The organism is Xanthomonas sp. MUS 060 (genome assembly GCF_000963215.1).
Taxonomy (GTDB): domain Bacteria; phylum Pseudomonadota; class Gammaproteobacteria; order Xanthomonadales; family Xanthomonadaceae; genus Xanthomonas_A.
The window spans coordinates 408,522-433,248 of sequence record NZ_JZIM01000001.1 but is presented as its reverse complement, the minus strand read 5'-3'; the positions used below and the strand labels follow the sequence as shown (position 1 = coordinate 433,248).

General features: G+C 63.6%; 21 protein-coding genes and 1 pseudogene. 9 read left to right on the top strand and 13 right to left on the bottom strand.

The genetic code is table 11. The features are described from left to right. Positions 1 to 65: 65 nt before the first annotated feature. Genes XANALMUS060_RS19495 through XANALMUS060_RS21105 form a run of 3 tightly spaced genes read left to right on the top strand, consistent with a single transcriptional unit; the run spans position 66 to position 1,344 of the window. The gene (locus XANALMUS060_RS19495) at positions 66 to 728 is read left to right on the top strand and encodes a dienelactone hydrolase family protein (protein WP_045737096.1); all 663 of its coding nucleotides are present in this window, start codon (positions 66 to 68) and stop codon (positions 726 to 728) included. Positions 729 to 737: 9 nt separating this feature from the next. After that, entirely contained in the window at positions 738 to 1,145 is a 408-nt protein-coding gene (locus tag XANALMUS060_RS19490; protein WP_045736902.1) for an HIT family protein, read from the top strand. A 31-nt stretch (positions 1,146 to 1,176) separates the two neighbouring features. After that, positions 1,177 to 1,344 carry a DUF5668 domain-containing protein gene (locus XANALMUS060_RS21105; RefSeq protein ID WP_012915497.1) on the top strand — a complete coding sequence of 56 codons (168 nt, stop codon included), beginning with the start codon at positions 1,177 to 1,179 and terminating at the stop codon, positions 1,342 to 1,344. Positions 1,345 to 1,494: 150 nt separating this feature from the next. Here the strand turns inward: XANALMUS060_RS21105 and dcd are convergent, their stop codons facing one another. The 3 genes from dcd to XANALMUS060_RS01965 all read right to left on the bottom strand — a co-directional run bounded on the left by dcd (position 1,495) and on the right by XANALMUS060_RS01965 (position 3,584). Continuing rightward, on the bottom strand, positions 1,495 to 2,061 hold the full coding sequence (gene dcd, locus XANALMUS060_RS01975) for a dCTP deaminase (protein ID WP_045727155.1): 567 nt from the start codon (positions 2,059 to 2,061) through the stop codon (positions 1,495 to 1,497). 129 nt (positions 2,062 to 2,190) lie between these two features. Next, positions 2,191 to 3,042, bottom strand: coding sequence for an iron-sulfur cluster carrier protein ApbC (gene apbC, locus XANALMUS060_RS01970; RefSeq protein WP_045736901.1), 852 nt, complete (start codon positions 3,040 to 3,042; stop codon positions 2,191 to 2,193). Positions 3,043 to 3,308: 266 nt separating this feature from the next. Further along, complete coding sequence (locus XANALMUS060_RS01965) at positions 3,309 to 3,584, bottom strand: hypothetical protein (RefSeq protein WP_045736900.1); 276 nt, start codon at positions 3,582 to 3,584, stop codon at positions 3,309 to 3,311. Between the two features lie 244 nt (positions 3,585 to 3,828). Between XANALMUS060_RS01965 and XANALMUS060_RS19480 the strand changes: the two are divergent. Together XANALMUS060_RS19480 and XANALMUS060_RS01955 are read left to right on the top strand one after the other, a co-directional pair. Continuing rightward, positions 3,829 to 4,461 (top strand): annotated as a pseudogene (locus XANALMUS060_RS19480) (Plug domain-containing protein); the annotation flags it as partial. Between the two features lie 166 nt (positions 4,462 to 4,627). Beyond that, positions 4,628 to 7,393 (top strand): TonB-dependent receptor, encoded by a 2,766-nt coding sequence (locus XANALMUS060_RS01955; protein WP_045736898.1) that lies wholly within the window; start codon positions 4,628 to 4,630, stop codon positions 7,391 to 7,393. Between the two features lie 347 nt (positions 7,394 to 7,740). Here the strand turns inward: XANALMUS060_RS01955 and XANALMUS060_RS01950 are convergent, their stop codons facing one another. Continuing rightward, positions 7,741 to 9,333, bottom strand: a complete 1,593-nt coding sequence (locus XANALMUS060_RS01950) for an NAD(P)/FAD-dependent oxidoreductase (RefSeq protein WP_045737095.1) — start codon at positions 9,331 to 9,333, stop codon at positions 7,741 to 7,743. A gap of 197 nt (positions 9,334 to 9,530) precedes the next feature. Here XANALMUS060_RS01950 and XANALMUS060_RS01945 point away from each other — a divergent pair, with 197 nt between their 5' ends. The 3 genes from XANALMUS060_RS01945 to katG all read left to right on the top strand — a co-directional run bounded on the left by XANALMUS060_RS01945 (position 9,531) and on the right by katG (position 16,486). Next, complete coding sequence (locus XANALMUS060_RS01945; protein ID WP_045737094.1) at positions 9,531 to 11,606, top strand: M13-type metalloendopeptidase; 2,076 nt, start codon at positions 9,531 to 9,533, stop codon at positions 11,604 to 11,606. A gap of 180 nt (positions 11,607 to 11,786) precedes the next feature. Then, complete coding sequence (locus XANALMUS060_RS01940; protein WP_045736897.1) at positions 11,787 to 13,799, top strand: M13 family metallopeptidase; 2,013 nt, start codon at positions 11,787 to 11,789, stop codon at positions 13,797 to 13,799. Between the two features lie 488 nt (positions 13,800 to 14,287). Continuing rightward, positions 14,288 to 16,486 (top strand): catalase/peroxidase HPI, encoded by a 2,199-nt coding sequence (gene katG, locus XANALMUS060_RS01935; RefSeq protein ID WP_045736896.1) that lies wholly within the window; start codon positions 14,288 to 14,290, stop codon positions 16,484 to 16,486. Between the two features lie 80 nt (positions 16,487 to 16,566). Here katG and XANALMUS060_RS01930 read toward each other — a convergent pair whose 3' ends face one another. Further along, a complete protein-coding gene (locus tag XANALMUS060_RS01930; RefSeq protein ID WP_045736895.1) occupies positions 16,567 to 16,974 on the bottom strand; it encodes an RNA-binding S4 domain-containing protein in 408 nt (135 codons plus the stop codon). Further along, a complete protein-coding gene (locus XANALMUS060_RS21720) occupies positions 16,971 to 17,150 on the bottom strand; it encodes a hypothetical protein (RefSeq protein WP_052688072.1) in 180 nt (59 codons plus the stop codon). Before XANALMUS060_RS21720 ends, XANALMUS060_RS01930 begins: the two co-directional genes overlap by 4 nt. Positions 17,151 to 17,441: 291 nt before the next feature. On the opposite strand from XANALMUS060_RS21720, the gene XANALMUS060_RS01920 reads away from it, so the two are divergent. Beyond that, positions 17,442 to 18,881, top strand: coding sequence for an MATE family efflux transporter (locus tag XANALMUS060_RS01920; protein ID WP_045736894.1), 1,440 nt, complete (start codon positions 17,442 to 17,444; stop codon positions 18,879 to 18,881). 115 nt (positions 18,882 to 18,996) lie between these two features. Here XANALMUS060_RS01920 and rplS read toward each other — a convergent pair whose 3' ends face one another. The 7 genes from rplS to ffh form a co-directional block, all read right to left on the bottom strand. After that, positions 18,997 to 19,413, bottom strand: coding sequence for a 50S ribosomal protein L19 (gene rplS / locus XANALMUS060_RS01915; RefSeq protein WP_045727142.1), 417 nt, complete (start codon positions 19,411 to 19,413; stop codon positions 18,997 to 18,999). A 132-nt stretch (positions 19,414 to 19,545) separates the two neighbouring features. Beyond that, a complete protein-coding gene (gene trmD, locus XANALMUS060_RS01910; protein WP_045736893.1) occupies positions 19,546 to 20,328 on the bottom strand; it encodes a tRNA (guanosine(37)-N1)-methyltransferase TrmD in 783 nt (260 codons plus the stop codon). Positions 20,329 to 20,403: 75 nt separating this feature from the next. Beyond that, positions 20,404 to 20,916: a ribosome maturation factor RimM gene (gene rimM, locus XANALMUS060_RS01905; RefSeq protein WP_045736892.1), complete on the bottom strand. Its 513-nt coding sequence runs from the start codon at positions 20,914 to 20,916 to the stop codon at positions 20,404 to 20,406. Between the two features lie 45 nt (positions 20,917 to 20,961). Further along, positions 20,962 to 21,222, bottom strand: a complete 261-nt coding sequence (rpsP, locus tag XANALMUS060_RS01900; RefSeq protein ID WP_045736891.1) for a 30S ribosomal protein S16 — start codon at positions 21,220 to 21,222, stop codon at positions 20,962 to 20,964. A 93-nt stretch (positions 21,223 to 21,315) separates the two neighbouring features. Continuing rightward, the gene (locus XANALMUS060_RS01895) at positions 21,316 to 22,116 is read right to left on the bottom strand and encodes an aminotransferase class IV family protein (protein WP_045736890.1); all 801 of its coding nucleotides are present in this window, start codon (positions 22,114 to 22,116) and stop codon (positions 21,316 to 21,318) included. Next, the gene (locus tag XANALMUS060_RS01890) at positions 22,113 to 23,177 is read right to left on the bottom strand and encodes a nitronate monooxygenase (protein WP_045737092.1); all 1,065 of its coding nucleotides are present in this window, start codon (positions 23,175 to 23,177) and stop codon (positions 22,113 to 22,115) included. The genes XANALMUS060_RS01895 and XANALMUS060_RS01890 overlap by 4 nt, the downstream gene beginning before the upstream one ends. Positions 23,178 to 23,341: 164 nt before the next feature. Next, positions 23,342 to 24,718 (bottom strand): signal recognition particle protein, encoded by a 1,377-nt coding sequence (ffh, locus tag XANALMUS060_RS01885; protein ID WP_045736889.1) that lies wholly within the window; start codon positions 24,716 to 24,718, stop codon positions 23,342 to 23,344. Positions 24,719 to 24,727 lie beyond the last annotated feature (9 nt).

Genomic DNA, 24,727 nt, shown 5'->3' with positions numbered 1-24,727 from the left:
CCCGCTCCCCCACCTTGGCCGTCCCAATGGATAATCCCCCGCATCGTCCGCCACAGGAGCGCAGCATGGGCCACTGGATCACTCTCGTCACCGCGCACGGCCAGGTCTGCGCCTGGCACGCTCAGCCCGACGACGCCCCACGCGCCGGCTTGGTGATCATCCAGGAAATCTTCGGCGTCACCGCCTACATCCGTGAAGTCGCCGAGCACTATGCCGCCCAGGGCTACGCGGTACTGGCGCCGGCACTGTTCGATCCCATCGAGAAAGACGTGCAACTGACATACGATCAGGACGGCATACACAAGGGCCTGGAGTTGGTCGGCGCGCTCGGCTTCGAGCGGGCCTTGGACATCGTGCAGGCCGCCGCACAGGCGCTGGCCCCCGCAGGCAAGGTCGGCACCCTCGGCTACTGCTGGGGCGGCAGCGTCGCACTGCTGGCGGCACTGCGCCTGGGCCTGCCTTCGGTAAGCTACTACGGCGGGCGCAACACCCAATTTTTAGACGAGACGCCGAAAGCACCGGTGCTATTCCACTTCGGCGCGCACGACCAGAGTATCCCGGCCGAAGCGGTGCAGCAGCACCGCGAGAAGTTGCCGCAGATGCAGACCTTCGTGTATCCAGCCGGACACGGCTTCGACCGCCACGTCGATCCGCATCATCACGATCCCGACAGCGCCGAGCGCGCACGCGAACGCAGCCTGACTTTCCTCGCCGAGCATTTGAGTTGAGCCACCGCCATGGCTGAGTTCGTACTGGATCCACGCCTGGACGCCGACAGTGCGTTCGTCGCCGACGGACCGCTATCGCAGGTCCGGCTGATGGACGATGCCCGCTTCCCATGGCTGCTGCTGGTGCCACGGGTGGCCGATGCCCGCGAGTGGATCGACCTGGATGGTGCTCAGCAACGTCTGCTGCTGGCCGAGATCAATCAACTCTCGCATTTACTGCGCCAGGAGCCGGGCGTGCACAAGCTCAATATCGGCGCACTGGGCAACGTGGTGGCGCAGTTGCACGTGCATGTGCTGGGGCGGCACCCGGACGATGCGGCTTGGCCGGGGCCGGTCTGGGGCAGCGGTCCGGCACAGCGGCTCCCCGCCGATCTGCTGCAGGCGCGTGTCGCGGCCTGGCGCCAGCGGCTACGATAAGCAACCTTAAATTTGCGGAAACCGCACCCCAATGAAATCCAATGCGATCGCCGCTATCGTGCTGATCCTGATCGGCCTGGTGTTCCTGGCCAACAACCTGGGCTGGACCCATCTGAGCCTGGGCCGATTGATCGCCACCTGGTGGCCAGCGATTCTGGTCGCGGTCGGCGTCGGCATGCTGTTCGGTCGCGGTAAATAACCGCGACCACGCTGGCCACCGCCACACGGTTGTCAGCACGAGGAATCAGCGGGGGACGTTGACCACTGCGGCACCAGCGCTCGGATCGTGCAGGCAATGCTTGTCTGGCAAGCGCTCGCCGCGACCGGCCATCGAGATCGAGAGGAAAACTCAGGTTCTCGGCAACGTCACGCCGGTCTGGCCCTGGTACTTGCCGCCACGATCCTTGTAACTGGTCTCGCAGACTTCGTCGGACTCGAAGAACAGCATCTGCGCGACGCCTTCATTGGCATAGATGCGTGCCGGCAATGGCGTGGTGTTGCTGAACTCCAGGGTCACGTGCCCTTCCCACTCCGGTTCCAGCGGGGTCACGTTGACGATAATGCCGCAGCGCGCATAGGTACTCTTGCCCAGGCAAACCACCAGCGTGCTGCGCGGAATGCGGAAGTACTCCACCGTCCGCGCCAGGGCGAAACTGTTGGGTGGGATGATGCAGACATCCGACTCGATGTCGACGAAACTGCCGCTGTCGAAGTGCTTGGGATCGACGATAGTCGAGTTGATGTTGGTGAACACCTTGAATTCGCGCGAACAACGCACGTCATAACCATAACTGGAGGTACCGTAACTGACGATGCGCTCGCCGTTGACCTGTTTGATCTGGCCCGGTTCATACGGCGCGATCATGCCGTGCTGTTCGGACATGCGGCGGATCCAACGGTCGCTCTTGATGCTCATGGGGAGTCCTGATGCCAATGGCGGCAGGCCGCAGCCTGTAAGCCGGAAACGCGACCGACGCCGGAAGCGGGCCGCAACGACCGGCGATTCTAGCCGGTCGCAGGCCATTCGCGGAGGCAGCCTCGCCCTTCAGCGCAACGTTGCGGCAATCGGGATGGCCGCGCGTGGCCGCTTGCGCAACTCCTCGACCAGACGCTGCGCCGTAGCCAGATAGGCCTGCGCCGCCACCGACTCCGGCGCCGCCACCACGATCGGCGTGCCCGCATCGCCCTGCTCGCGAATCGAGATCTCCAGCGGCAGCGCCCCCAGCAGCGGCACGCCATACTCCTGCGCCATACGCTGGCCACCGCCTGCGCCGAACACATGCTCGACATGGCCGCACTGGCTGCAGGTGTGCATCGCCATGTTCTCGACAATGCCCAGCACCGGCACCTCGACCTTCTCGAACATCTTCAGCGCCTTTTTCGCATCCAACGTGGCGATATCCTGCGGGGTGGTGACGATCACCGCACCGGCCACCGGGATCTTTTGCGCCAGGGTCAACTGGATGTCGCCCGTACCCGGCGGCAGATCGATCAGCAGGTAGTCCAAGTCGTCCCACAGCGTGTCGGCGAACAACTGGGTCAACGCCGAGGTCGCCATCGGCCCGCGCCAGATCATCGGCGTGTCCTGATCCACCAGCAGGCCGATCGACATCGCCTCGATGCCCAAAGCCCGCATCGGCTCGATCGTCTTATCGTCCGGGCTGTCCGGTCGCCCGCTCAACCCAAGCATGGCCGGCACGCTAGGCCCATAGACATCGGCATCCAGCACCCCGACCCGTGCCCCCTGGCGCTGCAGGGCCAGGGCCAGATTCACCGCGGTGGTGGACTTGCCCACTCCGCCCTTGCCGGAGCCGACAGCGATGACATTGCGGATACGGGGATGCGGCGCGAGTTTGGACTGGACGGCGTGAGCGGGAAGGCGGGGATGTTCGGTCATCGGGAAACTCATCGAATGAAATGAAGCACCTGCAGGCAGAACCCCTGCGCTGCAATCGGAAGACGGGGACAAGACCGCACAGCGGCCATGACGACTGACCCGCGTGTCGCGACGCGACGGGTCAAACTGAGAGGCGACTATACAAGTGCGAGGCATTGGCCATCCTCAGCGATCCGCCTCGGCCCCCACGCCGGCCGCGCAAATTTGCGCAATCGGCGGCCGAACGCCCCGTGTGCCGACGCGATAGGCCGACGCGGACACGCTGATCAAAGCGGACCGAGGATGGCGCGCAGGGCAACCGTGGTCATCGTCACGCGCTGCTCTTGCCCTATCCGGAAGAAACAGGCTCCCCAATCTGGTGCGCGCCGTGCGTCGCCCACGGTCACCCGCAGCATCTCCATAAATACATCAATCAGGACGACCGAGGTCGTTCGCTTCCTCGCCCAATCCACCCATTCAGCATCCTGTACATGCAACGCCCCAACATGATGCGAATCGGCCATCAACTGCACGTCATCGGCTGTTGCATCGATGTTTGCCATCGCATCCAGACATATGCGGCCCGTAGACAAAAAAGACGACGCACACATGCAGGCATCCGTTAAGTCCGTGTTTGTTACGTTCGGTCGCATCGCCGGAAGCGATCCCACTTTCGACACATATGTCGTGGCACGAGGCCGAGCCCCCCCCTCTCATCGATTGATTTTCGGGAATAGAAACATCATGACTGCTCGTCACACTCGTTATTTCCCCCATCGCCAGCTCAGTGCAGCCCTGGTCTCGGCCATGATGGTCCCCGCCGCATTCAGCGCCATCGCCCAGGACAGCGGAACCGACGGCAAGTCGACCGACAAGGCGACGAACCTGAGCAAAGTCACCGTGACCGGCTCGCTGATTCCACAGGCTCAGATCGAGATCGCCACCCCGATCACGACGATCAATGCCGAAGAAATCAAGGCACGCGGCTTCAGCAGCGTCGCCGACGTGCTGCAGAAGAGCTCCTTCGCCACCGGTGGCGTGCAAGGCGCACAGAGCTCCAACACCTTCACCCAGAGCGCAAAGTCGGTCAGCTTGTTCGGCCTGCCGCAGGGGTACGTGAAGTACCTGATCGACGGCCGTCCGATGTCGAACTATCCCGCGCTCTACAACGGCACCGATACCTTCAACAACATCAGCGGCATTCCGATCGATCTGATCGACCGCATCGAAATCCTGCCAGGTGGCCAGTCGTCCCTGTATGGCTCCGACGCCATCGCCGGCGTCATCAACGTGATCCTCAAGAAGAAGCTGGACGGTGCGGTGTTCAGCATCCGTGGTGGCGGCTACTCCGAAGGCGGCGGCAGCAACTTCCGCACGACCTTCGCCGATGGCTGGACCTCCTCCGACGGCCGCACCAGCCTACTCGGCGGCGTGCAGTACGTTCGGTCGCATCGCCGGAAGCGATCCCACTTTCGACACATATGTCGTGGCACGAGGCCGAGCCCCCCCCTCTCATCGATTGATTTTCGGGAATAGAAACATCATGACTGCTCGTCACACTCGTTATTTCCCCCATCGCCAGCTCAGTGCAGCCCTGGTCTCGGCCATGATGGTCCCCGCCGCATTCAGCGCCATCGCCCAGGACAGCGGAACCGACGGCAAGTCGACCGACAAGGCGACGAACCTGAGCAAAGTCACCGTGACCGGCTCGCTGATTCCACAGGCTCAGATCGAGATCGCCACCCCGATCACGACGATCAATGCCGAAGAAATCAAGGCACGCGGCTTCAGCAGCGTCGCCGACGTGCTGCAGAAGAGCTCCTTCGCCACCGGTGGCGTGCAAGGCGCACAGAGCTCCAACACCTTCACCCAGAGCGCAAAGTCGGTCAGCTTGTTCGGCCTGCCGCAGGGGTACGTGAAGTACCTGATCGACGGCCGTCCGATGTCGAACTATCCCGCGCTCTACAACGGCACCGATACCTTCAACAACATCAGCGGCATTCCGATCGATCTGATCGACCGCATCGAAATCCTGCCAGGTGGCCAGTCGTCCCTGTATGGCTCCGACGCCATCGCCGGCGTCATCAACGTGATCCTCAAGAAGAAGCTGGACGGTGCGGTGTTCAGCATCCGTGGTGGCGGCTACTCCGAAGGCGGCGGCAGCAACTTCCGCACGACCTTCGCCGATGGCTGGACCTCCTCCGACGGCCGCACCAGCCTACTCGGCGGCGTGCAGTACGAGGAAAAGGACCCAATCTGGGCCTATCAGCGCGACCTGACCAAACAGTTCAACACCCATGGTTATTCCCCGCAATTGGTGGGACGTGACTTTTTGGTCTATGGCCGTAGAACGAGTTACCACTTCCTGGACCAGGCCAGATGCAATAACGTTTCCAGCCTCTTCGGCGGCACCGAAACGCTGCAGCGCCGTGTCGGTTTCGGCGATGAATATTACTGCGGCTCCGCATACAAGCCTGGTTATGCCACCCTCGGCAGCAGCCTCAAATCGGCGCAGGCCTACCTGCACGGCACCCACGACATCAATGAAAACGTTCAACTCTACGGCGATGTCCTCTATAGCCACGAAGAAACCAAATACCATCCTGGAGCAAGCTTAATCTGGTGGGGCACAGCGGCAGATTTTGGTTATTACTACGACCCGAATATCAAGGATCTGCTCAATCTACAGCGCAATTTTGCCCCAGAAGAAATGGGCATCCATGGCATCAAGGACACCATGTCCCGCGACAAGAGCGAGTCGGTGCGGGCCACGTTTGGCGCACAAGGCACACTCGGCCAGTCGAACTGGGATTATGATGCCGGCGTCACCTACACGCAGTACAAACTCCAAGAAAACCAATTTGTCCGCTACAAAGATGCAATCGATCAATTTTTCATCGACAAGGTCCTCGGGCCGCAACTTGGCGTGCGCACGTTCAGAGGCGCCACTTACCCGATCTATTCGCCCAACTATGCAGCGTTCTACCAGCCGATCAGCCAACAGGAGTTCGCCAGCTTCACCGGCCGTGCCACCAACAAGAGCAAAACCTCCGACGGCATGATCCGCCTGCAAGCGACCGATGCCAAATTGTTCAGCCTGCCAGGTGGCGATGCCGGTCTAGCCGTGGTCGGCGAATACGGCAAGCAGAAATGGGATTACAACCCGGATCCCGCGATCCTCAACGGCGATATCTGGGGCCTGACCTCGGTAGACGGCGGCGGTCAACGCGACCGCTACGCGCTGACTTCGGAACTGCGCATGCCGGTGTTCGACCCACTGACCATCACCCTGGCCGGACGCTACGACGCGTTCAAGGCCAGCGGCCGCACCATCGACAAACCGACCTACAGCATCGCGCTGGAATACCGCCCTGTCGAATCGCTGCTGCTACGTGGCAAGTACGGCACGGCATTCCGTGCACCCACCCTATCAGATCTGTACCAGCGCAAGAGCGGCTACTACAGCAGCGTCATCGACTATTACCAATGCGCACAGCGCGGCTACCTGCCGGGCAACACCGATAATTGTCCACAACAGTATTCGAGCGCCCAGTTCTTCGGCAGCCAGTCCGGCAACTTGGACCTGAAACCGATCAACGCCAAGGTGTGGAGCACAGGTTTCGTGTGGTCGCCGGTGGATCGCATGGCGCTGACCGTGGATTACCTCAACTGGAATATCAGCGATGAAGTCACTCTGCAAAGCGCCGATGCGCTGAGCCTGCAGGACTACCGCTGCCGCGCCGGCATTGACTCGCCCAGCTCGGCCCTGTGCCAGGCAGCCGAATCGCAGGTCACCCGCGATTCGACGGGCAACCTCGCCACGATCTATACGCCAAAGATCAACGTCTCCAACCAGAAACTGCAGACCGTCGTCGCCTCGTTCCGTTATGGCTACGATCTGGGCCGCTGGGGTGACCTGAGCACCGTCACCAGCTACACCCAGAACCTGCGCCACAAATACGTGCGCTATACGGGCGACCAGCCGGTGGATCTGCTAAACGATCCGTACTGGAGCACCGATCCCAAGCGTAAGGCCGATGCGGCGCTGACCTGGGAGATCGGCGACTTCTCGACCACGTGGTATGCCAATTGGTTCGACAAAACGCCCAACTACGCGGCCACCGTCGGTGCAAATGGTTACGCAGCTCCGCGCGCCGCTAAACTGCCGTCGCACATCACCCACAACGCCAGTGTCACTTACAAGGCATTCGAGGGGATGGAGCTGTCGCTGATGGTGACCAACGTGTTCAACAAGATGCCGCCACTGGACACGTCCTATCCTGGAAGCTCCTATTGGGCGTACAACGACTACAACTACGACGTATACGGTCGCGCGTACTACCTGGAAATGCATTACGCGTTCGGCAAGTAATCGGATACGCACATTCGGAAAAGCCCACCCGCGCGGGTGGGCTTTTTTTTTGCGTATGCTGTACATGGAGTGTTGCATGCACGGCATACACAGCCCATGACACCTCGCCGCCAAGCAAAAATTACGCGCATTTAATGAGCGCGCACATCGCCCTTCACGCCCGGCAAAGTAAGCGGCGGCGTTTCAAGTCCGCAGACGACGCGACCATATCGACAGATATCGCCACACCACGGTGTATTCGCCATCGCGCCACGAATCGACGCCAGGCCGCACCGTCCATTCCATGGCCCCTCGCTCGGACCGATGCGCGGGTTACTTGCCTTACTGCGTGCAAGCAGCGACGCAGCTCAACCACGCAGCATGACCATCGCCGCGTTGTGGCCGGGCGCGCCAGTCACGCCACCGCCTGGATGGGTGCCGGACCCGCATAGAAACAGGCCCGGAATCGCGCCGCGATACGCGGCCTGACCGAGCATCGGTCGTGCGCTGAACAGCTGATTGAGGCTCAGTGCGCCATGGAAGATATCACCGCCGACCAAACCGAACGTGCGCTCCAGATCCAGCGGAGTCAGTATCTGCCGCCCCAACACCGAAGCGGCGAAACCCGGCGCATAGCGCTCGACGGTGGCGATCATCACGTCCGCGACCTCGTCGCGGTGCGCGTCCCACGAACGCCCATGCGGCAATTGCAGCGCCACGTGCTGGCAGAACAGACTGGCCACGTGTTGGCCGGGTGGTGCCAGCGACGCGTCCAAGGTACTCGGGATGAGCAGTTCGATGATCGGGTCACGCGACCAGCCGTGCGCACGCGCATCGTGGTAGGCGCGATCCATGTAGTCCAGGCTCGGCGCCAGCACGATGCCAGCGGTGAGATGATCGCCCGGCTCGGGCAACGCGCGGAACGTAGGCAAGCGCGACAGCGCCACGTTCATGCGAAACGTGCCGGAACCGCAGCGCCAGTGCGCCATGCGCTCCAAAGTGGCGGCCGGCACGTGCCTGGGGTCGAGCAGGCGTTCGTAGAGCAGCTTGGGATTGACGTTGGCGACCACGTGCCGTGCGTACACACGTTCACCGCGTTCGGTGAGCACGCCGACCGCGCGCCCGTCCTCGACCAAGATTTCGGCCACACCGACATCGGTGCGGATGCTGGCGCCAGCCGCGAGCGCCGCCTTGGCCATCGCCTGCGTGATTGCCCCCATGCCGCCCAGTGCGTGCCCCCAGGCGCCCTTGACCCCGTTGCTTTCACCGAACACATGATGCAACAGCACGTAGGCCGAACCCGGCGTGTAGGGGCTGGCGTAGTTGCCGACGATGCCATCGAAACCGAACAAAGCCTTGACCGGATCGCTCTCGAACCAGCGTTGCAGATACTCGGCGGCGGAAAGGGTGAACAAATCCAGCAACTCCTGGCGCAACGTCGTCTCCAACGCATGCAGGTGTCGCCCGAGGCGAGCGGCACGCAGCAGCTCCGGCAGTGCCTGCAGCCAACCGCCATCGGTGAGGTTGGGTGGCGGCTGCAAGGCCAGCACCCGCAGCACGTCGGCAATGCGCTCCAGCCGTGCCTCGTACGCGGGCAGGCGGGCGGCATCGCGCGCGGAGAATTTGGCGATTTCGGTCTGGGTCAGGCCAGGTCCGGTCAGGAGATAACGGTCGTCCGGCAGCGGCAGGAAATTGTTGCGGCGTCGTGGCACGATGCGCAGGCCATGCCCGGCCAGATCGAGGTCGGCCATCACTTTGGGCTGCAGCAGCGATACCGTATAGGACGCCACCGAGTTACGGAACCCGGGATGGAACTCCTCGGTGACCGCGGCACCGCCAACCACACCACGCCGCTCCAGCACCGTCACCGTCCAACCAGCCCGTGCCAGATACGCGGCGCAGACCAGACCGTTGTGGCCGGCCCCCACGATCACGGCATCGCATGGCGGCTTGCTGCGCATGCCGGACATAGTAAGCCAGTGCTTCGATAGCGCTAGCGTGGTCGCCCGCTCCAGCACACCCATGACCTTCGACACCCCTGGCCATCCCTGCAGCGCGGTAGAGTCTTGTCGCGGCCCGGTCCTGGGCCATTTCGTATCCCTGCCGGCCTGGAGCCTCCCCTGTGACCCTTCGCACTCCCAATATCTTGCTGTTGTCCATGGCCGTGAGCGCCGTACTGAGCGGCTGCGGCAAGCACGACGCGACCGCCCCCGCCGCCGACACGCCCAAGCCCGCCGCAACAGCCGCCCCCGCTGCGGCCGAACTCACCCTCGACACCAGCAAACTGCCAGCCTACAGCGCGTTCAACATCAACGACCTGGATCCCAGCAAGAACGCCTGCGACGACTTCAACGGCTACGTCAACGGGAAATGGCTGAGCACGAACGAAATCCCCAAAGACCGCAGCAATTGGGGCTCGTTCTCGATTCTGGACGAGCGCTCGGTCGCCGTGCAACATCAACTGGCCGAACAAGCCGCCGCCGCGACCAACGCAAAAGGCGTGGAAAAGATCGTCGGCGACTTCTGGGCCTCCGGCATGGACGAAGCCAAGGTCAACGCGCAGGGCATCGCCCCGCTGAAGGCCGAGCTGAGCGCGATCGACGGCCTCAAGGATGGCCCGGCGGTGGCCGACTACCTGCGCCAGAGCGCGGCCAAGGGCGAGAACCACCTGTTCGGTTTCTACGCCGGACCCGACTACAAGAACTCGTCCGTGAATATTGCCTACGCGACGCAAGACGGCCTTGGCCTGCCCGACCGCGGCTACTACCTCGATGCCGACAAGAAAGACAAGCTGAAGGCATACCAGGCACACGTGGCCAAGGTGCTGGAACTGTCCGGCGTGCCGGCAACCGACGCCGCCAAGCAGGCGCAGGACGTGGTAGCGCTGGAAACGCGTCTGGCCAAAGTCTCCAAGTCAATCGAGCAACTGCGCGACGCCAAACTGTCCTACAACCCGATCACTCCGGCCGAGGCCGACAAGCTGACCCCGAACTTCCCCTGGACCAAATTCTTCGAATCCCAGGGCGTGACGACACCGGAGAAGTTCTCGCTGGCGATCCCCGCCTTCCACCAGGAAGTCAGCAAGGCACTGGGCGATACCGATCCGGCGGTGTGGCGTGCCTACCTGCGCTTTCACACCGTGGATAGCGCCTCGCCGTACCTGAGCGATGCCTTCGCACAGGAAAACTTCGCGTTCTACAACAAGGAACTCAACGGCCAGGCGGAGATGAAGCCGCGCTGGAAACGCGTGCTCAACAGCATCAATCGAGGTGCTGGCGAGGCGATGGGGCAGATGTACGTCAAGGTCGCCTTCTCCGCCGACGACAAGGCCAAGATGGAGCAGTTGGTCGACAACCTGCGTCAGGCGTTGAAGGCACGGATCGAAAAACTCAACTGGATGAGCGAGGAAACCAAGGCAAAAGCCATGGACAAGTGGAAGACCTTCACCCCGAAGATCGGCTACCCGGACAAGTGGCGCGACTACAGCGGCCTGAGCACACAGCGCGACAGCTACCTGGACAACGTGCGCGCCGCCACAGCATTCAACTACAAGTACGACCTGAGCAAGATCGGCAAGCCGGTGGACAAGACCGAGTGGTACATGACCCCACAAAAGGTCAATGCCTACTACAACCCGCAGCGCAACGAGATCGTGTTCCCCGCCGCGATCCTGCAACCGCCGTTCTTCGACCCCAAGGCCGACGACGCGTTCAACTACGGCGGCATCGGCGCGGTGATCGGCCACGAAATGACCCACGGCTACGACGACCAGGGCGCGCGCTTCGGGCCGACCGGCAACATGGAAGACTGGTGGACCAAGGCCGATGCCAAGAAATTCGCCGCGCTCACCGGCAAACTGGTCAAGCAGTTCGACGCCTATAAAGTCGACGGCAAACCAGTCAACGGCAGGCTGACCCTGGGCGAAAACATCGCCGACCTGGGCGGCATCACCACCGCCTACGATGCCTTCAAGAAAGCCAACGAGGGCAAGGAGGACCCCAAGGTCAACGGCATGACCCGCGACCAGAATTTCTTCATCAACTGGGCCACGGTGTGGCGGACTAAATACACCCCGCAGAGCGCGATGATGCTGCTGAACACCGATCCGCACGCCCCGGCGCAGTTCCGTGTGATCGCAGCCCCATCAAACCTGCCGGCATTCGCCGCAGCGTTCCAATGCAAGCCGGGAGCACCGATGGTGCGTAGCGGCGACAAACAGGTGGTGATCTGGTAAACCACGCACGCACGATGCACCATCGAAAAGGCCCGGCACGTCCGGGCCTTTTTGTTGCCTGGCAAATGCGCGCCGCCCCCTGCCGAGGCATGCGGCACGACACAGCGCGCGCCATCGCCACAGTTGTACGTCGCGGCTTGTTAAACTTGTCGACTTGATTCCTGACCGGATGCGTTCCAGATGCTCAATGCTCGTCCGCTTGCCCTTGCGGTCACCCTCGGCCTGATCGCCCTGGCGTCCACTGCCGATGCTGCACCCAAAAAGAAACATGCCGCGGCCCCCAAGCCTCCCGTTGTCAGCGCCGCTTGCAGCGATTTCTACGATGACGCCAATGCCGATTGGTTGAAGCGCAACCCGGTACCACAAACCGACGCGGTCACCGCACTGAGCCAGCTCGCCGAACGCGCCCAACAGCAGCAGCGCGACCTGCTCGACGCGGCGATGCAGTCGCCGCAAAACCCGGTACAGAAAGCACTCGGCGACTTCTGGGCCAGTGGCCTGGACGAGGCTGCCGTGGAGAAAGATGGTTCCACGCCAATCGCGCCACTGCTCAGCCGTATCGATGCGATCAAAAAAGCCAAGGACGTGCCGGCTTCGATCGCCGCGCTGCATCAAATCGGCATTCCGGTCGCCTTCAATTTCGGCGCCGACGTGGACCTGAAGGCGCTGGACCGCCACATCGGCTACTTCATGCAAGGCGGCATGGGCCTGCCCGACCCCGCCTTCTACACGCGCACCGACGCCGACACCCTGGCGCTGATGGGCCGCTACCGGAGCTACGTCAAACAAATCCTGACCCTGACCGGCACACCAGCGGCCACGCTCGACGCCGACGTGCAGTCCGTGTTGCAGATCGAAACCGCATTGGCGCGCAACGCCAAATCCCTGGCCGGCATCAACAATCCGTTCAACAACTACGCGCCGATCTCCACCAAGGACTTGAACAAGCAATACCGCAATCTGCAACTGGACGCCTTCCTCAAGGCACAGGGCGTCAAGGACGACCTGGTGTCGATGGCCGATCCGGACATGTTCAAGCAACTCGATGGCATGATCCTCAGCATCCAGCCCGCGCAATGGAAGGCCTACCTGCGTTGGCGCGTGGGCGATGCGATGGCGCCGTACCTGTCCAAGAGCTTCCGCGACGCCAGCTTCGATTTCCGCGGCCGCGTGCTGGAAGGACAACCGCTGCCGCCGCCACGCTGGGCGCAGGTGCTGGACGCGATCAACGTCGCCGCCGGACCAATGCTCGGCCACGAGTACGCCACCCGCTATCTCAACGCCGAGACCCGCCACAAAGCCGAAACCATCGCTGACCAGGTGCGCGATGCGCAAATCGCCGCAGTCAAGCGCAGCAGTTGGCTCAGCGAACCGGCACGTACCGAAGCGCAAGCCAAGCTGGCGGCCCTGAAGATCGAAGTCGGCGTACCGCATCGCGATCTCGACTACACCTTGCAACCGACCGGGCGCGGCAGCTTCGGCGGCAACATGCTGATCGCCTCTACCTGGCGCCATCGCGAAGAGATGAAGCGCATCGGCAAGGGCAACGCCGACCGCCGCTGGGACGTCCTGCCGCAGCAACCCGCACTGACCTACGACATCGCACAGAACCGCCTGATCGTCACCGCCGCCGTGCTGCAACAGCCCGTATTCGCCAACGGTGGCGACAGTGCCGTGCTATACGGCAGCTATGCCGCGCTGGTCGCGCACGAACTGATCGGCGCAATCAACGACAAGGGCAGCCGGGTCGATGCCCAAGGCCAGTTGCGTACCTGGTGGAGCGCCGAGGACAAGAACGCCTGGGACGCGCTGGCCGCACGCGCCGCCACGCAATACGGCGCTTATGATTTCCCCGGAGTGAAAGGCGCCAAGGTCAACGGCCCGCTGACTCAATACCAGGACCTGACCGACATCGGCAGCGTCGAACTCGCTTGGCAGGCCTACACTGCCGCACAGCCCAACGCCAACGACGCCGGCAAGCAAGCGTTCTACACCGCCTGGGCTGGCCTGTGGGCGCAGCAGCTATCGCCGAACGAAGCAGTGCAGCGCGTGACTGCCGACGTGCACGCGCCGGGCCGCTGGCGCACCAACGGCCCCCTGGCCAACCAATCGGCCTTCGCCGCGACCTTCAGCTGCAAGCCCGGACAGCCGATGGTGCGCAGCGACGCCGAGCAGATCCACCTGTGGCCGTAATCGCTATCGCATAAGCAACTCGGTGCACGACGGCGCGGACAACCGCGCCGTCGTCGTGTTGGTCGTCCGCTTTCTTCGGCGCAGGGCGCCGGACACGACCGCCCCCCAGCGGGTGACTCAACATTGCGAGACGCCGACGTCGCACCACCGCGCTCATCCGCAGCATGCGAACACGGAGGCATCGCCACTGGGCAGGCCGAACCTCCAAGACAATCGATAAAATAAAACTATCGATTTAGTAATTTTATTCAAATTACACCAATAGAAATTTCGTTCTATCGTCTACGCACCTGACACATGGTGTTCGCCAGATGCGCTTGTCCACCACAGCACCACCGCACGCGCTCACTCTTTGCCGCACAGCCGGCAAACGAACACCTTGCCACTGACCCGCCCTTGCCCCCCTCGCACACGCCCCGTGTTTTTCCATTCCCGCCACTGCGGCGACCCATCGCTCCCCACATGCTCACGCACAGAGGTAATTGCTCATGACGACCGAAGCGAAGTGCCCCTTCAACCACGCCACGAACGGCACCGGGACCAGCAACCGTGACTGGTGGCCCAAGCAACTGCGAGTGGATCTGCTCAACCAACATTCCGACCGCTCCAATCCGCTGGGCGCGCACTTCGACTACGCCAAGGCGTTCAAAGGCCTGGACTTCAAAGCGCTGAAGGAGGATCTGCGCAAGCTGATGACCGATTCGCAAGAGTGGTGGCCAGCCGACTTCGGCCACTATGGTCCGTTGTTCATCCGCATGGCCTGGCATAGCGCGGGCACCTACCGCGTGGGCGATGGTCGCGGTGGCGCCGGTCGTGGGCAACAACGCTTCGCGCCGCTCAACAGTTGGCCGGACAACGTCAACCTGGACAAGGCGCGGCGCCTGCTGTGGCCGATCAAGCAAAAATATGGACAGGCGATCTCCTGGGGCGACCTGCTGATCCTCACCGGCAACGTGGCGCTGGAGTCGATGGGCTTCAAGACCTTCGGCTTCGCTGGCGGTCGTGCAGACACCTGGGAACCGGACCAGGACGTGCACTGGGGCCGCGAAACGACATGGCTGGGCAGCGAAGAGCGCTACGCGCACGGCAAGCAGGAAAACACCCGCGAGCTGGAATGCCCACTGGCCGCAGTGCAGATGGGGCTGATCTACGCCAACCCGGAAGGTCCCGATGGCAATCCGGATCCGCTGTTGTCGGCCAAGGATATCCGCATCACGTTCGCAGAGATGGCGATGGACGACGAGGAAACCGTCGCGCTGATCGTCGGTGGCCACACGTTCGGCAAGACCCACGGTGCCGCCTCGGCCGATCACCTCGGCCCCGAACCAGAAGCCGCCGGGCTGGAAATGCAGGGCCTGGGGTGGTTCAACTCGTTCCGCAGCGGCAAAGGCCCGGACACCATCACCAGCGGCCTGGAAGTGACCTGGACCACCACGCCGACGCAGTGGAGCCACGACTTCCTGGAACTGCTGTTCAAATACGAGTGGGAACTGAGCAAGAGCCCGGCCGGTGCCCACCAATGGGTGGCCAAGAACGCCGAAGCGGTGATTCCGGACGCGTACGATCCGTCCAAGAAGCACCTACCGACCATGCTCACCACCGACCTGGCGCTGCGCGCCGACCCGGCCTACGAGGCGATTTCGCGGCGCTTCCTGGCGCATCCGGAACAATTGGCCGACGCCTTCGCCCGTGCCTGGTTCAAACTGACCCATCGCGACATGGGGCCACGCACGCGCTATCTGGGCCCGGAAATTCCGGCCGAAGAACTGATCTGGCAAGATCCAATCCCCGCCGTGAATCACCCGTTGGTCGACGCACAGGACATCGCCGCATTGAAGCAGACCCTGCTCAACGCCGGCCTGAGCATCGCCCAGTTGGTCTCCACGGCATGGGCCGCAGCCTCCACCTTCCGCAGTTCGGACATGCGCGGCGGCGCCAATGGCGCTCGTCTGTTCCTGGCACCGCAAAAGGACTGGGAGGTCAACCAGCCTGCGCAACTGGCACAGGTGGAAGCCACGCTGAAGCGCATCCAGGCGCAATTCAACGGCGCCCAGAGCAACGGCAAGAAAATCTCGCTGGCCGACCTGATCGTGCTCGGCGGTAGCGCAGCAATCGAACAGGCCGCCAAGCAGGCCGGACAGACACTGAGCGTACCGTTCGTGCCAGGACGCATGGACGCCTCGCAGGCGCAGACCGACGTGGAGTCCTTCGCCGTTCTGGAACCGAACGCCGATGGTTTCCGTAACTACGCCAAGCCCGGCTACACGGTGTCGACCGAGGCCATGCTGATCGACAAGGCGCTGTTGCTGACCCTGACCGCGCCGGAAATGACCGTGCTGGTCGGCGGCCTGCGCGTGCTCGGCGCCAACAGCGGGCAATCCACACATGGCGTTTTCACCGACCGTCCTGGCGTGCTCAGCAACGACTTCTTCGTCAACCTGCTGGATATGCACACCCAGTGGAAAGCGACCTCGCAGATGCAGGACCTCTACGAAGGCCGCGATCGCAGCACCGACCATCTGAAATGGACCGGCACCCGGGTCGATCTGGTGTTCGGTTCCAACGCGATACTGCGCGCAGTGGCCGAGGTCTATGCCAGCGCCGATGCGCAAGAGAAGTTCGCACGCGACTTCGTCGCCGCCTGGACCAAGGTGATGCAACTGGACCGCTTCGATCTTCCCGCATGAGATGACAGCTCGGGCGCCGGCTACGGCGCCTGAGCCTGCGGCAATCGCGCAAGGCCCAATCGCCACGCGCGGCACCGCGCCTACAGCGCGTCGAGATCGCCCAGCGCGCGAATCAGCCGCCGCGCACGCTTGTCCGGCTTGCTCTCCGGTGCCTGGTAACCATTGCGTTCGGCACGCTGTTGCGCGCGCACCTGTGCGCGCCGTTCACGCGAGGGCTCGCTTTCCTGGTAAAGGGCCTGCGCCACGCTGGCCGGGCCACGGGTGTCACTGAGTCCCAGCACCTGCAGCTCGAACAGTTCGTCGCCTCGTTGCACACGCATGCACTCGCCCACGCGTACCGCGCGCGAGGATTTCGGCCGCTGCCCGGCGACGTCCACTTTGCCAGTCTCCACCGCCTGCTTGGCCAGGCTGCGGGTCTTGAAAAAGCGGGCGGCCCACAGCCAGACATCCAGCCGAACCGCCGCCGCTTGCGCGATCAGCTCATTCATTCGTGTCCACGGAAATCCGCCCGCATGGGCGGTTCGCCCGACCGCGCGCTGTTCACTTGCTGCGCCTGCTCAGGATGGCAACGCTGCTGACGCTGATTCGCCACCAGCCCATCAGCGCGGGCCGGAATCGCACTGGGCACCTCGCCGACCAGGCACTCCGGACGATCCAACCGCATGCTGGTATCCCTCCAACCCGCCCTGTCGGCGCAACCGCTCAATCCTGATAGCAGCGCAAGCCCTAACGCGCTGGCTCCCATCCACTGCACATGACGAGGCAACTGCCACATTGCACACTCCTGCTTTTTGTTTGGTACGACGCGCATTGCCCACATCCGCATGCCGGATAACGGGCCTACGCATCGATGCAAACAGTCTAGGACGTTGGCGAACGCGGCGCATCCGTCATCGTCCGAGGTGGGCATGCGAGTGCTAGTCTGCAAGACTGATCATTCTCGCAGGCATGCGCGATGCAAAAGCCAAGCGCACTCATCGAAGGCCCCATCGGCCGACAGTTGCTGCTGTTTTCGCTGCCGATTCTGGCCGGCAACATCGCGCAATCGCTCAACAGCTCGATCAATGCGATCTGGATCGGCCACTATCTCGGCGAGACGGCACTGACCGCCGCGGCCAACGCCAACAGCATTATTTTTTTCGTCCTCGGCTCGGTGTTCGGCATCGGCATCGCCGCCACGATCCTGATCGGCCAGGCGATTGGCCGCAACGACACGACCCAGGCGCGTCACGTCATGGGCACCAGCACAAGCTTCTTCATCGGCATCTCGGTACTGATCGCCGGCAGCGGCTGGTGGCTGGCGCGACACCTACTGGCGGCAATGGGGACTTCAGCAGCGTCGCTGCCGCTGGCAGAAGCCTATCTGCAAGTGTTCTTTCTCGCGATGCCACTGCTGTACACGTTCGGATTTCTTGCCGCCGCGCTGCGCGGCACTGGCGATTCGCGCACGCCATTTCGTTTCCTGATGCTGTCGGTGGCGCTGGACATCGGTTTGAATCCGTTGCTGCTGTTCGGGCTGGGACCGTTCCCGCGCCTGGGAATCGCAGGCGCGGCCTGGGCCACGCTCATCGCACAAGGCGTGGCACTCAGTGGACTGCTGCTATACCTGCGCCACAAACGCCACGTACTATGGCTTGGCCGCCGTGACCTGCATCTGTTGCGGGTGAATCCACCGATCCTGCGCGCGCTGGTCGTCAAGGGGCTGCCGATGGGCCTGCAGATGACGCTGATCTCGCTGGCGATGATCGTGCTGATCTCGCTGGTCAACACTTATGGCACCGACACCTCCGCCGCTTACGGCGCCGCCTTGCAGTTGTGGTCCTACCTGCAGATGCCGGCGATGGCGATCGGCGTCGCCTGCTCGTCGATGGCCGCGCAGAACGTCGGCGCACAGCGCTGGGACCGGGTCGCGGCAATCGCACGCAAGGGCTTGCTGTTCAATTTCATGATGACCGGTGCCCTGATCGCGCCGCTGATCCTACTCGACCGCTGGACGCTCGCACTGTTCCTGCCCCCCCACAGCGCGGCGCTGGAAATCGCGCGCCATCTCAACCACATCACACTGTGGTCGTTCCTGTTTTTCGGTGTGACCTTCGTGATTTCCGGCGTGGTCCGTTCTACCGGCGCGGTGATCCCGCCTTTGCTGATCCTGGCGTTGGCGCTATGGGGCATCCGTGTGCCATTCGCGCAATTGCTGCAACCACACCTTGGTGTGGAGGCGGTGTGGTGGAGCTTCCCGATCAGTTCCATCTGCGCGATGCTGTTGTCATTGGCCTATTACCGCTGGGGCAACTGGCGCAAGGCGCGGATGCTGACGCAACCGAGCCTCGACGCCGCAACACAAGCCGCAGCGTCCGTCATCGGGGACAGCATCGCGCCGGACCCGACGCGCTGAGGCAAGTGGGCAGCGCCACGCACCCGCATCATCACCGCACCGAAACCGCACAAACGCAAACGGCCACCCGAAGGCGGCCGTTGCAACAGCGAGCCCCAAGGCCGCCGTGTGAACCTTACTCGGCCTTGGCGGCGGCCGCAGCGGCCTGACGCGCGACCTTGGCCTGCGCGGCGGCGGCCAAGTCTTCCTTGATGCGGGCGGCCTTGCCTTCCAGACCACGCAGGTAGTACAGCTTACCGGCGCGGACCTTACCGCGACGCTTCACTTCAACCGACTCGATGGTGGCGCTATGGGTCTGGAACACGCGCTCGACGCCGTAGCCGTGCGAAATCTTGCGCACGGTGAAGGAGGAGTTCAGGCCCGCATTCTTGGTGCCGATCACGACGCCTTCGTAGGCCTGCACGCGCTCGCGGTTGCCTTCCTTCACCTTGACGTTGACGACGACGGTGTCGCCCTGGTTGAACTCCGGCAGCTTGCGCTGGATCTGGGCGGCTTCGAAGTCGGCCAGGATGGTCTTGTTGAGCTTGCTCATGATGGGCACCGATTGTGTCTGGTGAGGTGGTCCGGCAGTCGCCGCACGGCGATTGCGCGATATCGGATCGGGTCCAATACGGAACGTACTGGCCGGAAAGCCGGGCATTTTAACCCAGCGCAACGGCCATGGCTAGGGCCTGGAGGGATTCTCTGGCGCGATTGGCGGCGGAACATCCAGGCTCTGGCGAAATTCCCGCAGCAAACGCCGGTCGGCCGTGCTCAACATGGCCTCGTCCAGTAATTCCGGACGCCGCTGCCAGGTCCGCCCCAGCGCCTGCATGCGCCGCCAACGCGCAATCTCGGCATGGTTGCCGGAGCGCAGCACGGCAGGAACCTCGCCCAGTGCATGCGTGCGCGGGTGGGTGTAGTGCGGGCAGTCGAGCAGGCCATCGGGCCCTTCGAAACTGTCCTGGGCGGCGGATTCGGCATCGTTCAGCGCCCCCTCCTGCAAGCGGGTCACCGCATCCACCAGCACCGCCGCCGCCAACTCGCCGCCGGACAACACGTAATCGCCGATCGAGATTTCCTCGTCCACCGCAGCGGCGACGAACCGCTCATCCACTCCCTCGTAGCGCCCGCACAGCAGCAGCAAGCGCGGCAGCGCGGCCAGCTCGCGCACCTTGGCCTGGGTCAACGGCCGCCCCTGCGGAGTGAGGTAGATCAGCGGCGCTGGTTGTGCATCGACTGCGCGGACCGCCTGCAAGCAGGCCCGCAGCGGCTCGATCATCATCACCATGCCGGGACCGCCGCCGAAGGGACGGTCGTCCACCTTGCGGTAGCCGCCACTGGCGTAGTCGCGTGGATTCCAGCCGTGCAGATCCAACAGCGCACGCTCCTGGGCACGGCCCACCACGCCGAACGCCGCACACTGGGCGAGGAACTCGGGGAACAGGCTGATGACGTCGATGCGCATGGTGAACTCGGGACTCGGAATTCGGGACTGGCAGAGCCTAGGCAAGCGCCGCGTCCGTGCAAGCCCCTGCCGGACTCAGAACTCGGGATCCCAATCGACCACGATCAAATTGGCCTGGAAATCCACCGACTTGATGTAATCCGGCTGGACGAACGGCACCAGCCGCTCGCGCTCGCCGCGCACCACCAGCACATCGTTGGCGCCGGTGGAGAACAGGTGCGACACCTGCCCCAACGCCACACCTTCGATGGTGCGCACGTCCAGGCCCTCCAGATCCACCCAGTAATATTCATCCGCACGCGGCGGCGGCAAGCTACTACGCGCCACATAGATCTCGGTGCCACGCAAAGCTTCGACCGCATCGCGATCGTTCACCTCCGGCAGGCTGGCGATCAGGGACTTGCCGGAAGCGCGACCACGCACGCCGGTCAGAATGTCCTCGCTGCCGTCGGGTTTGCGCACGATCCAAGGCTGATAACGAAAAATGGCCAGGCGCGGCTCGGTCCACGACTCGAGCTTGGCCTCGCCACGAATGCCGAAAGCGCCAAGAAACCGACCAAGCAGAATAAGGCGCTGGCTGTCTTTCATCGGAGCAAACGCAAGGGCCGCGCGCAGATGGCGCGGCCCGCAGGATCAGGCCGCGGCGGCCTGGGCCTTGCTGGCGTCCTTGTACAGGTTGCGCACTTTGTCGGTCAGCTGCGCGCCATTGGACACCCAATGGTCGACCCGTGCCAAGTCCAGCACCACGCGCGGCTCGGCGCCCTGCGCGACCGGGTTGTAGTAGCCCAGGCGTTCGATGTTACGGCCGTCGCGCGCGCTGCGCACGTCGGTGACGATGATGTGGTAGAAGGGGCGCTTCTTGGCGCCGCCACGGGTAAGGCGGATCTTGACCATGGTTGAATTCCGGTATTGCCCAGTCGCCAGGATGGCGCGGTGAACTGCCAATGATAGCGCCCCCGGCGCCCTGTGCCAAGTCGCCGCAAGCGTTCAGATCGGCTGCCATGGCTGGGTGCGCAATGCGGCCTCCAGCACGTCCAGCACCTCCTCGGCAGGCCGCAACGCGCGGCCATCCACCGTGGCGATGGCCTGCTGACCACGGGCATTACAGACAAATGCGGCCATGCCCGCATCCAATTCGTGCAATTGCAACGGTCGCAGCTGCTGCGCCACGCCCAACGCATCCAAGCCCGCCTGCAACAAACGCTCCTGGGTTCCACGCAAAGCAGGTGCCTGCGGCCAATGCACAGATCGTCCATCCCACGCACCCAGGTTCCAGGTCGTGCCCTCGGCCACCGCTCCATGCGCATCGACGAACAACGCATCGTCGCATCCGGCCTGCATCGCCAGGCGGCGCTGGTGAAAGGCAGCGAAGGTGCCGACATGCTTGATCTGCGGCAATTCGCGCGCGAACACGCTGCTGCGCAGGCGCAATGGCACGAGGTCCGCCACCGCTGGCACATCCAGCGAAACCAGCAACTCCGGTGCGCACACCGCATCGGCACGACGCAACGTAAAACTCGGCGAGAACACGGTGGCGCGCAACGAGGCATCGGCATGCCCGAACTCAACCAGCGCCGCGCGCAGTTCGTCACGCACGCGCTCGGCCGGCAACGCACTGCCCAATAGCAATCGACTGGCATCATCTAACCGCCGCAGATGCAGATCCAGACCGCGCACCGCACCGTCGCGCACCTGCAGCGTCGTGAAGTGACCATAGTTGACCAGCGCCGCCGCTGCCAACACGTCCGCATCCGCAAGCCGCCCGGCATGAAAGATTCGCGCGCTCATCGCAAAGCCTGCGCTTGCGCCCACCACTGCGCCACCAGGTCCGCCGCCGGCTGCGCCTGGGCCATCCATGCCGATTGTCCAGCCCATGCCTGCATCGTCGGCAGATGATCGGCCTGCTGCGCGGCTTGACGCATCGGCGCGGTCAAGCCGCGCTGCACGGGGTATGGCCGTGGCGCTGGCGCCCCAGGTGCGGCGGCGGCGCGGACATACTCATTGCTCAGCGCGCGGCCCAGGCGGCCAGAGAAGGCGCGCGTCAGCACCACGTGTTCGGGTTCGGCCTGAGCCAAGGCATTGGCCCAGGCCGGGGCCAAGCCCGCTTCTGGTGTGCGTAACAAGGCCGTGCCGATCTGCACCGCACTGGCCCCCAGAGCCAATGCAGCGGCGATGCCGCGACCGTCACCGATGCCGCCAGCGGCGATCACCGGCACCTGCAGGCAATCGACCAGACGTGGCAACAGCGCGAACAATCCTGTCAATTGCCGCTCGGCGCTGGCCGCATCGAACGCACCGCGATGGCCACCAGCCTCCGCCCCCTGCGCGACCACCGCATCGGCACCCGCCTCCTGCGCAGCCAGCGCTTCCTCCAACGTGGTGGCACAGGCAAACCAGGCGATGCCGGCCTGCTTCAATTGCGCGACAAAATCGGGCGGAAATAGTCCCATGATCGAGGAGGCCACCAGCGGGCGCGCTTCCAACACGGCGGCGCACTGCGCAGCGAAGTCAATTGGTACCGCGTCGCCAGCGCCGGGCTCCACCGACGCCCCCCAGGCGCCCAGAAAAGCACACATCTCGGCCTCGGCGGTCGCGTCGCGCAACGGCGGCGGATCCGGCACCCAGAGATTGATCTGGACCGCTCCGCCACCGACAGCACGAAAAGCGCGCATCCACGCGAGGATGTCCTGCGGCGAGGACAACACCGCGCCCATTGCGCCCATACCACCGGCCGCAGCGACTGCTGCCGCTAGTGGGACCGGACAAGCACCTGCCATCGGGCTGAGCAGCACCGGCAGACGCAACCCGAACCGCTGCCGGAAAGCGTCGACCCGCGACAAGTCCACCATCATGCGCCTCCAACCAATCAGCAGAACACGCCTGGTAACGACGACTGGCCTGGGCCACTGCGCAGTCGCGGCGGCAGCGCCCAATTCCTCATGGCATGCAGCACCAAGGCGATGCACAGACGATCACCGCCGAAAGAACACACAGCTCGTATCGTGGTCAGCACTCAGCGGAACGGCAGGCCGCCGCCCCCCATGCCGCCCATCATGCCCTTCATCCCACGCATCAGCCCCTTCATGCCGCCGCCAGCGAGCTTGCCCATCATCTTTTCCATCTGCTGGAACTGCTTCATCAACTTGTTGACGTCGGCCGGCTGGGTACCGGAACCACGGGCGATACGCGCGCGGCGCGAACCGTTGAGCAAGGTCGGATTACGCCGTTCCTTCTTGGTCATCGAGCCGATGATGGCGATCATGCGCGGCACTTCCTTGTTACCGGCCACTTGCTGCTTGAGATGCTCGGGGATCTGCCCCATGCCCGGCAACTTGTCCATCAGCCCCGACAAACCGCCCATGTTCTGCATCTGCTCGAGCTGGTCGCGCATGTCGTTGAGGTCGAACTTCTTGCCCTTGGCGACTTTCTCCGCCAGCTTCTGTGCCTTGTCCTTGTCGACCTGCTGCTCGACCTGCTCGACCAGCGACAGCACGTCGCCCATGTCCAGGATGCGGCTGGCCAGGCGGTCGGGATGGAAGACATCCAGCCCATCGGGTTTCTCGCCAACGCCGATGAACTTGATCGGCCTGCCGGTGATGTAACGCACGCTCAGCGCGGCACCGCCGCGCGCATCGCCATCGGTCTTGGTCAACACCACACCCGTGAGCGGCAACGCCTCGCTGAATGCCTTGGCGGTGTTGGCTGCGTCCTGGCCAGTCATGGCATCCACCACGAACAGGGTTTCGGCCGGGGTGATCGCGGCATGCAGCGCCTTGATCTCGGCCATCATGGCCTCGTCGATCGCCAGGCGGCCGGCGGTATCGACCAGCAGCACGTCGACGAAGGACTTGCGCGCATCGGCGATGGCGGCACGCACGATATCCACCGGCTGCTGCGAGGATTCGGACGGGAAGCACAACACGCCGACCTGCTCGGCCAGGGTCTTGAGCTGTTCGATCGCGGCAGGCCGGTACACATCGGCACTGACCACCATCACTTTCTTCTTGCGCTTTTCCTTCAAATGCTTGGCCAGCTTGCCGACCGTGGTGGTCTTACCCGCGCCCTGCAGGCCCGCCATCAGCACAATGGCCGGCGCCGGCACGTTGAGGTTGAGGTCACTGGCGGCCGACCCCATCACCGCGGTCAACTCGTCGCGCACCACTTTGATCAGCGCCTGGCCCGGAGTCAGGCTCTTGAGCACTTCCTGACCGACCGCGCGCACCTTGATGCGCTCGATCAGCGCTTGCACCACCGGCAGCGCAACGTCGGCCTCAAGCAGGGCAATGCGCACTTCGCGCGTGGCTTCGCGGATGTTCTCCTCGGTCAGGCGGCCACGCCCGCGCAGACGCTGCATGGTGCCGGAGAGACGCTGGGTAAGAGATTCGAACATGCGGGCGGG